Source organism: Desulfofundulus sp. (assembly GCF_049701015.1).
In the GTDB taxonomy this organism is placed as follows: domain Bacteria; phylum Bacillota; class Desulfotomaculia; order Desulfotomaculales; family Desulfovirgulaceae; genus Desulfofundulus.
In genome coordinates, this window is the sequence record NZ_JBNATZ010000098.1 from 1 (window position 1) to 8,615 (window position 8,615).

The window sequence follows — 8,615 nt, forward strand, 5'->3', positions numbered from 1 at the left end:
ATCAAAAGAAGTGGGGTGGTGACGGTGCCTTACCAGGAACGTCCTTTTAAGCTTAAATCGGATTTCGAGCCCCGGGGCGACCAGCCCGTGGCTATTGCCCGGCTGGTGGAAGGGCTGCAAAAAGGCTACCCCATGCAGACCCTGCTGGGTGTCACCGGTTCCGGGAAGACTTATACCATGGCCCAGGTAATCCAGGCGGTGCAGCGCCCCACACTGGTGCTGGCCCCCAACAAGACCCTGGCCGCCCAGCTCTGCAGCGAGTTCCGCGAGTTTTTCCCCGAGAACGCGGTCGAATACTTTATCAGCTATTACGATTATTACCAGCCCGAAGCCTATATACCTCAGACGGACACCTATATCGAAAAGGATTCGTCCATCAACGATGAAATAGATAAGCTGCGCCACTCGGCCACCTGTGCTCTTTTTGAGCGCAGGGACGTGATCATCGTGGCCAGCGTGTCCTGCATTTACGGCCTGGGTGACCCCGCGGAGTACCGCAACCTGGTGCTCTCCTTGCGCAAGGGAAGTACCTGTGACCGGGATGCGGTGCTGCGCAAGCTGGTGGATATCCAGTACGAGCGTAACGACGTGAACTTCACCCGGGGAAAGTTCCGGGTGCTGGGTGATGTGGTGGAGGTCTTCCCTGCATCCTATACCGAAAGGGCCATCCGTATCGATTTCTTCGGGGATGAAATCGAACGGCTGCTGGAATTCGACGTGCTCACCGGGGAGGTCATCGGGGAGCGCCAGCACGTCTCCATCTTCCCGGCCAGCCACTACACCGTTTCCCGGCCCCGCATGGAAAGGGCCATAGCGGCGATTGAGGCTGAACTGGAAGAAAGGCTGGCCGAATTGAGAAAGCAGGGCAAATTGCTCGAGGCCCAGCGCCTGGAGCAGCGGACCCGGTACGACATCGAGATGATGCGGGAAATGGGTTACTGCAAGGGCATTGAGAACTATGCCCGTCACCTGACGGGCCGGGCTCCCGGGGAGCCGCCTTATACACTGCTGGACTACTTCCCGGAAGACTTCCTGCTCTTCATCGATGAATCTCACGTGGCGGTGCCCCAGGTACGGGGGATGTACGAGGGCGACCGCTCCCGCAAGGCAGCCCTGGTGGAATACGGCTTCCGCCTGCCCTCGGCTTTTGACAACAGGCCTCTCAAGTTTGAAGAATTCGAACGGAAGATCAACCAGGTCATCTTCGTCTCGGCCACGCCCGGCCCCTATGAGCTGGAGCACAGCAGCCAGGTGGTGGAGCAGATCATCAGGCCCACGGGGCTGGTGGACCCCGAGCTTTCGGTGCGGCCCACCCGGGGCCAGATTGACGATCTGGTGTCGGAGATCCGGCAGCGGGTGGCCAGGAACCACCGTGTGCTGGTGACCACCCTGACCAAGAAAATGGCCGAGGACCTCACCGACTATCTGCGGGAGCTTGGCATCAAGGTGCGTTACATGCACTCCGAGATCAATGCCATCGAGCGCATGGAAATTATCAGGGACCTGCGCCTGGGGGTTTTTGACGTGCTGGTCGGGATCAACCTGTTGCGGGAGGGCCTGGACCTGCCCGAGGTCAGCCTGGTGGCCATCCTGGATGCCGACAAGGAAGGTTACCTGCGCTCGGAACGCTCCCTGATCCAGACCATCGGGAGGGCCGCCCGCAATGCAGAGGGCAAGGTGATCCTTTATGCCGACCGCATGACCGAATCAATGGAACGGGCGATCAGGGAAACGGAACGCCGGCGTCGCATCCAGATGGAGTACAACGAAAAACACGGCATCGTTCCCCGGACGGTGGTCAAGGGAGTGCGGGATGTGATTGAGGCCACCCGGGCGGCGGAGCCGAAGGCTGTGTACCAGGCGGGGGATAAAACGCGGCCGAAGAAGCGGACCAGAAAAGAGCTGAAGCAGATGATCGCCCGGCTGGAGAAGGAAATGCGGGAAGCCGCCCGCCACCTGGAGTTCGAGAAGGCCGCGGAGCTGCGGGATGCGATCATCGAATTGCGGCTGGAACTGCAGGGTCTGGACAGGAGCCTGGTGCCCGTGGGGGAAGTTGTGGGGGAGTAGAAGGGCATATGGAGGAAGCGCCATGCTGGATAAAATTGTCGTTAAGGGAGCGCGGGTACACAATTTAAAAAATATTGACGTGGAGATTCCCCGGGGAAAGCTGGTGGTATTCACCGGCCTTTCAGGTTCCGGGAAGTCTTCGCTGGCCTTCGACACCATCTATGCCGAAGGCCAGCGCCGCTACGTGGAGTCCCTGTCGGCCTATGCCCGCCAGTTCCTTGGCCAGATGGACAAGCCGGACGTGGACTATATCGAGGGTCTTTCCCCGGCCATTTCCATCGACCAGAAAACTACCAGCCACAACCCCCGTTCCACTGTGGGGACGGTTACGGAAATATACGATTACCTTCGCCTTATCTTTGCCCGGGTGGGCCGGGCCCACTGCCCGTCCTGCGGCAAGCCCATTTCCCGGCAGACGGTGGACCAGATGGTGGACCAGCTTACGGCCCTGCCGGAAGGCACCCGTTTGCAGATCCTGGCCCCGGTCGTGCGGGGGAAGAAGGGCGAGCACCAGAAGGTGCTGGAGGAAATCCGCAGGAGCGGCTTTTCCCGGGTGCGGGTTGACGGCGAGGTCAGGGACCTGGCTGAGGGGATCAAGCTGGATAAGAATAAAAAGCATACTGTAGAAGTAGTGGTGGACCGGGTGATCATCCGCCCCGGCGTGGCCCGCCGTCTGGCCGACTCCCTGGAAACGGCGCTGGGCATGGCCGGGGGCGTGGCCCTGGCTGCCGTAATGGACGGCCCCGAGGTGCTCTTCAACGAGAATTTCGCCTGCCCCGAATGCGGCATCAGCCTCCCGGAGATAGCCCCCCGGCTTTTTTCCTTCAACAGCCCGTACGGGGCCTGCCCGGTGTGCACGGGCCTGGGGGTGAAGCGCGAGATAGACCCCGACCTGGTCATTCCCGACAAGCGTAAGTCCATTGCCGGGGGAGCCATAGAGGGCTGGTTCAAGGGCACCAATGCATACGCGTGCCTGGAAGCCCTGGCGGAAAAGTACGGCTTTTCCCTTTCCACGCCGGTAGCCGAGCTGACCGCGGAGCAGCTGGACAAAATCCTTTACGGCACCGGCACGGAGAAAATCCTGGTTAATTACCGGGATACATACGGCCGGCGGCACCAGTACACGGCTACCTTTGAAGGTGTGATCAACAACCTTGCCCGGCGTTACCGGGAGACCAGTTCCCCTTACATCAGGGAAGAAATCGAGCGGTACATGAGCGACCGCCCCTGCCCGGCCTGCGGCGGGGCACGTCTGCGGCCCGAAGCACTGGCGGTGAAACTGGGGGGGCTCTCCATTGTGGAAGTCACCCGCATGTCCGTGAAGCAGGCCCGTGAGTTTTTCCAGCGCCTTGAACTGACGGAAAGAGAGCGGCTCATTGCCCGCCAGGTGCTCAAAGAAATCAATGCCCGCCTTGGTTTCCTGGTCAACGTCGGCCTGGATTACCTCACCCTGGACCGGGCGGCGGGGACCCTGTCAGGCGGGGAAGCGCAGCGCATCCGCCTGGCCACCCAGATCGGCAGCGGGCTGACCGGGGTTCTTTACATCCTGGACGAGCCCAGCATCGGCCTGCACCAGCGGGACAACCAGAAGCTCCTGGACACCCTGCTGCACCTGCGGGACCTGGGCAATACGGTGATCGTGGTGGAGCACGACGAAGATACCATCCGTACGGCAGACCACATCATCGACATCGGTCCGGGCGCCGGGGAACACGGAGGCAGGGTGGTGGCCCAGGGCACCCTGCAGGACATTCTGAACAGCCCGGAATCGGTAACCGGCCAGTACCTAAGCGGCCGCCGCTTCATTCCCGTCCCCGCCGTGCGCCGGAAGTCGAACGGCAAGGTGCTTGAGGTGATCGGGGCGGCGGAACACAATCTCAAGCAAATAGATGTAACCATCCCGCTGGGGGTATTCGTCTGCGTGACCGGAGTCTCCGGTTCCGGTAAGAGCACCCTGGTCAATGAGATCCTGTACAGGTACCTGGTCCGGGAACTCCACGGCAGCCGCACCCAGCCGGGGGCCTGCCGGGAGATCAGGGGCGTCGAGCACCTGGACAAGGTGATCAACGTGGACCAATCTCCCATCGGCCGTACGCCCCGGTCCAACCCGGCCACCTATACCGGGGTGTTCAACGACATCCGGGACCTCTTTGCCAGCCTGCCCGAAGCCCGGGTGCGGGGCTATAAGCCGGGTCGCTTCAGCTTCAACGTCAAGGGGGGGCGCTGCGAGGCCTGCGCCGGGGACGGCATTATCAAGATTGAGATGCACTTTTTACCCGATGTCTACGTGCCCTGCGAGGTCTGCAAGGGCCGGCGCTACAACCGGGAAACCCTGGAAGTAAAGTATAAGGGCAGGAACATTGCCGACGTGCTGGATATGACGGTGGACCAGGCGGTGGAGTTCTTCCGGCACATCCCTAAAATTCACCGGCGGCTGAAAACCCTGCAGGACGTGGGCCTGGGCTACATCCGTCTGGGGCAGCCGGCGCCCGAACTTTCCGGGGGTGAGGCCCAGCGGGTGAAGCTGGCCACCGAGCTTTCCCGGCGCTCCAACGGCCGCACCCTGTACATCCTGGATGAGCCCACCACCGGCCTGCACATGGCCGATGTGCACCGCCTGCTCAACGTGCTGCACCGCCTGGTGGAGGCCGGGGACACGGTTGTGGTCATCGAGCACAACCTGGACGTGATCAAGACAGCCGACTATATCATCGACCTGGGTCCCGAAGGCGGTGACGGGGGCGGGCGGGTGGTGGCCTGCGGAACGCCGGAAGAAGTGGCCCGGGTAGCCGGGTCTTACACAGGCCGTTTCCTCGCCCGTGTCCTGGCCGGTTCGCCCAGGACCGAATGTTTCACGGCCGTCGAACAGGACCGGCAGGATGCCGCAGTCGATGACCTGCGGGCGGCTGGAGGTTGAGGGAGGGAAGTGAGATGACCCCCGAAGAAAAACTGCAGCACCTCCCGGATAAACCCGGCGTGTATCTCTTCCGCGATACGGCCGGGGAAATTATTTATGTGGGGAAGGCCGTTTCCCTGAAAAACCGGGTGCGTTCCTACTACCAGCCCGGTGCCCGGCTCAGTCCAAAGGTCCGGGCGTTGATGAACCGGGCGGCGGATTTTGAGTATATTGTGACGGATAACGAAGTCGAGGCCCTGATCCTGGAATCGAATCTGATCAAGGAACACCGTCCCCGCTACAACATCTACCTTAAAGACGATAAAAGTTATCCTTACCTGAAAGTAACTCTCGGGGAGGATTTCCCCCGGGTGCACATCACACGCCGGGTCGTCAGGGACGGTTCCCGCTATTTCGGACCCTACACTTCAGCCGGGGCGGTGCGCGAAACCCTGGACCTCCTGCGCCGGCTCTTCCCCTTCCGCACCTGCAAGCAGAAGCTGGCCGAAGGTGTACTGCCGGCCGGACACCGTCCCTGCCTCAACTTTCACATCGGGCGCTGCCTGGCCCCCTGTTCGGGGCAGGTGGGCAGGGAAGAATACCGGGCCATGATCCGGGAAATCTGCCTGTTCCTGGAGGGCCGACAGGACGACCTTGTCAGGGAGCTCACCAGGCGCATGAACGAGGCGGCGGAAAAGCTGGAATTCGAACGGGCGGCCCGCCTCCGGGACCAGCTGCAGGCCGTGCGACAGGTGCTGGAGAATCAGAAGGTTCTGTCAGCCAGCAAGGAGGACCGGGACGTGGTGGCCCTGGCCCGGGATCAAGACCTGTCCCTGGTCATGGTTTTTTTTGTGCGGGGCGGCAGGCTCATAGGGCGGGACCAGTTCCTGGTGCCCGGCGAGGACAACACCCCGGCGGAAGTAATAACCGCCTTCGTCAAGCAGTATTATAGCCGTGTAGATTTTATCCCCGGCGAAATTCTCCTTCCAGAAATAGACCCCCAGGAGCAACCGGCCATAGAAGAATGGCTTTCCGGCCTGAGAGGGGGGAGGGTGCGCCTTGTGGTGCCCCGCCGGGGGGAAAAGAAACAACTGGTGGAGCTGGCGGCCAGGAACGCCCTTCTGGCCCTGCAGGAAGTCGAACAGGAACACAAATCCCGGGGGCAGGGCAGGGATGCTTGCGCGGAACTGGCCCGGGCACTGGCCCTGGAGGACATACCGTACCGTATAGAATGTTTTGACGTATCCAACACCCAGGGTCAGGAAAGCGTTGCCTCCATGGTGGTTTTTGAAGACGGCCGTCCTGCACCCGACCAGTACCGGCGGTTTAAAATCCGCACTGTGACGGGTCCGAACGACTTCGCTTCCCTGAAGGAAGTGCTCACCCGCCGCTTTACCCGTGCTGAAGAAGAGCGGGAGCTGGTCCGGACCGGCCGGTTGTCCACCAGGCAGGCCAGGTTTTTCCGCCTGCCGGACCTGGTAATTGTAGACGGGGGGAGGGGGCAGCTGTCGGCGGTACGGGAAGTCATGAAGGAGCTGGGCTATGCTCACATCCCGGCTTTCGGCCTGGCCAAGGAGGAAGAACTGCTCTTTGCCGAAGACCGTTCCGAACCCATACGACTGCCCCGTGACTCGCGGGCCCTGCACCTGCTGCAGCACCTGCGGGATGAAGCCCACCGTTTTGCCGTGACCTATCACCGGCAGCTGCGCACCCGGCGCAACCTCAAGTCCCTGCTGGACGAGATCGAAGGCATCGGTCCCGTACGCCGCCGGGCCCTGTTGAAGGCCTTCCCCTCCCTGGAGGACATAGCCCGGGCTACGGTGGAGGAACTGGCAGCCGTGCCGGGCATGAACCGGGCGGCCGCCCTGGCTGTCTACCGTTTCTTTCATGGCTAGGACTGGTTTTTCGAGCAAACCATGGTATAATATCCAGGGATGTCTTAAAAGGATGGTTGTTTCAAGATAAGGTTATTAATGCCATTGCGGAGGAATGGACCTTGTACCGCTTGCTTGCTGTTGATCTTGACGATACGCTGCTGGGTAAAGACCTGCAGATTAGCGAAAAAAACCGCCGGGCACTGGCCCTGGCCAGGCGTGCCGGGGTGGTGGTCACCCTGGCCACGGGGCGCATGTACCGGGCTACCCTGCCTTATGCGCGGGCACTCGAGATAGATGCCCCGCTGATCACTTACCAGGGCGCTCTGGTCAAACACGCCGTGACGCAGGAGGTGGTCGCCCACCGGCCGGTCCCTCTTGCCTTTGCCCTGGACATCATTTCCCGGGTCCGGACACGCGGTTATCACATCAATATCTACCTGGACGATCACCTTTACGTTGAGCGGCACACTGAAGAAAGCAAACTTTACCAGTCGATTTCCGGGGTCGAGGCCACGGCAGTGGGGCCTCTCGTTCCTTTTTTAAAAGAAGCGGGGCAGGACCCCACCAAGGTACTGGTGATTGCCCGGGAAGAGGAACTGGACGAACTGGCCCTGCAGTTAAGGCCCCTGTACGGGGATGACCTCCATATCACCAAATCCAAACCTTACTTTCTGGAGTTTTCCCACCCCCGGGCCACCAAGGGGGACGCCCTGGCGGCGGTGGCCGCCGCCTACGGCTTCAAGCGCGAGGAGGTCATTGCCGTTGGCGACAGCTACAACGACCTGGAAATGATTGAGTGGGCCGGTCTGGGGGTGGCGGTGGCCAATGCGCGGCCCCAGGTGAAGGCCCGGGCCGATTACGTGACGGCTTCCAATGAAGATGGCGGTGTGGCCCGTGTGGTGGAGAAATTTATCCTGGGTTCGGCCTGAAGAGGAGGGGTGGGATGAGGGGATTGGTTGTCGCTGTCGATCTGGGTGGTACGAAAATCTATACCGCACTGGCTGACCGGGGTGGCCGCGTGCTGTCGGAGGTTGTGGTTCCCACCCGGCCCCGGGAGGGGGCCGGGGCGGTAATCGGGCGGATTGTCGATACGGTGGGCCAGGTATTGAAACTGGCCGGGGAAGAGGGGCCACCCCTTGCCCTCGGTATCGGCGCTCCCGGCCCCTTGAACGCCGACACCGGGGTGGTCTACCAGGCACCGAATTTGGGCTGGCAGGATGTCCCCCTGAAGGAAATCCTGGAGGAGCGGCTTGGTATTCCTGTAGCGGTGGATAACGATGCCAACCTGGCTGCTCTGGGGGAGTATGTTTACGGGGCCGGGCGTGGCGAGGAGGAGATGGTCTATATCACTGTCAGTACGGGGATCGGGGGAGGCCTGGTCCTGCGGGGACGCCTCTACCATGGTGCCGGTTACGGGGCTGGTGAAATCGGCCACATGACCATAGACCCGGACGGGCCCCGGTGTGGCTGCGGGAATTACGGCTGCCTGGAGGCCATGGCTTCCGGTACGGCCATGGCCCGGGAGGCGCGCCGGCTGGTGGAGTCCGGTGCGGGCCGGGCCATCCTGGAAGCGGCGGGAGGGGATATGAACGCCATCACCGCACTGGCGGTGGCCCGGGCGGCCGCGGCCGGTGACGTTGAGGCCCGGCAGGTAATCGAGAACGCCGGGCGGGCCCTGGGTATCGGGGTGGCCAGCGTCATCAACCTTTTGAACCCGGCCCTGGTGGTGCTTGGGGGCGGGGCCATGCAGGCGGGTCCCCTTTTGTGGCGGGCCA

General features: G+C 62.0%; 5 protein-coding genes. All 5 read left to right on the forward strand.

The features are described from left to right. Nucleotides 1–2,067 carry an excinuclease ABC subunit UvrB gene (uvrB, locus tag ACPLUI_RS07635; RefSeq protein WP_424659673.1) on the forward strand — a complete coding sequence of 689 codons (2,067 nt, stop codon included), beginning with the start codon at nt 1–3 and terminating at the stop codon, nt 2,065–2,067. A gap of 22 nt (nt 2,068–2,089) precedes the next feature. Next, entirely contained in the window at nt 2,090–4,984 is a 2,895-nt protein-coding gene (uvrA, locus tag ACPLUI_RS07640) for an excinuclease ABC subunit UvrA (protein ID WP_424659674.1), read from the forward strand. A 14-nt stretch (nt 4,985–4,998) separates the two neighbouring features. Beyond that, entirely contained in the window at nt 4,999–6,858 is a 1,860-nt protein-coding gene (gene uvrC, locus ACPLUI_RS07645) for an excinuclease ABC subunit UvrC (protein ID WP_424659675.1), read from the forward strand. Nucleotides 6,859–6,959: 101 nt separating this feature from the next. Beyond that, nucleotides 6,960–7,769, forward strand: a complete 810-nt coding sequence (locus ACPLUI_RS07650) for a Cof-type HAD-IIB family hydrolase (RefSeq protein WP_424659676.1) — start codon at nt 6,960–6,962, stop codon at nt 7,767–7,769. Nucleotides 7,770–7,783: 14 nt separating this feature from the next. After that, the coding region (locus tag ACPLUI_RS07655) for an ROK family protein (RefSeq protein ID WP_424659677.1) at nt 7,784–8,615 on the forward strand (832 nt) is incomplete at its 3' end.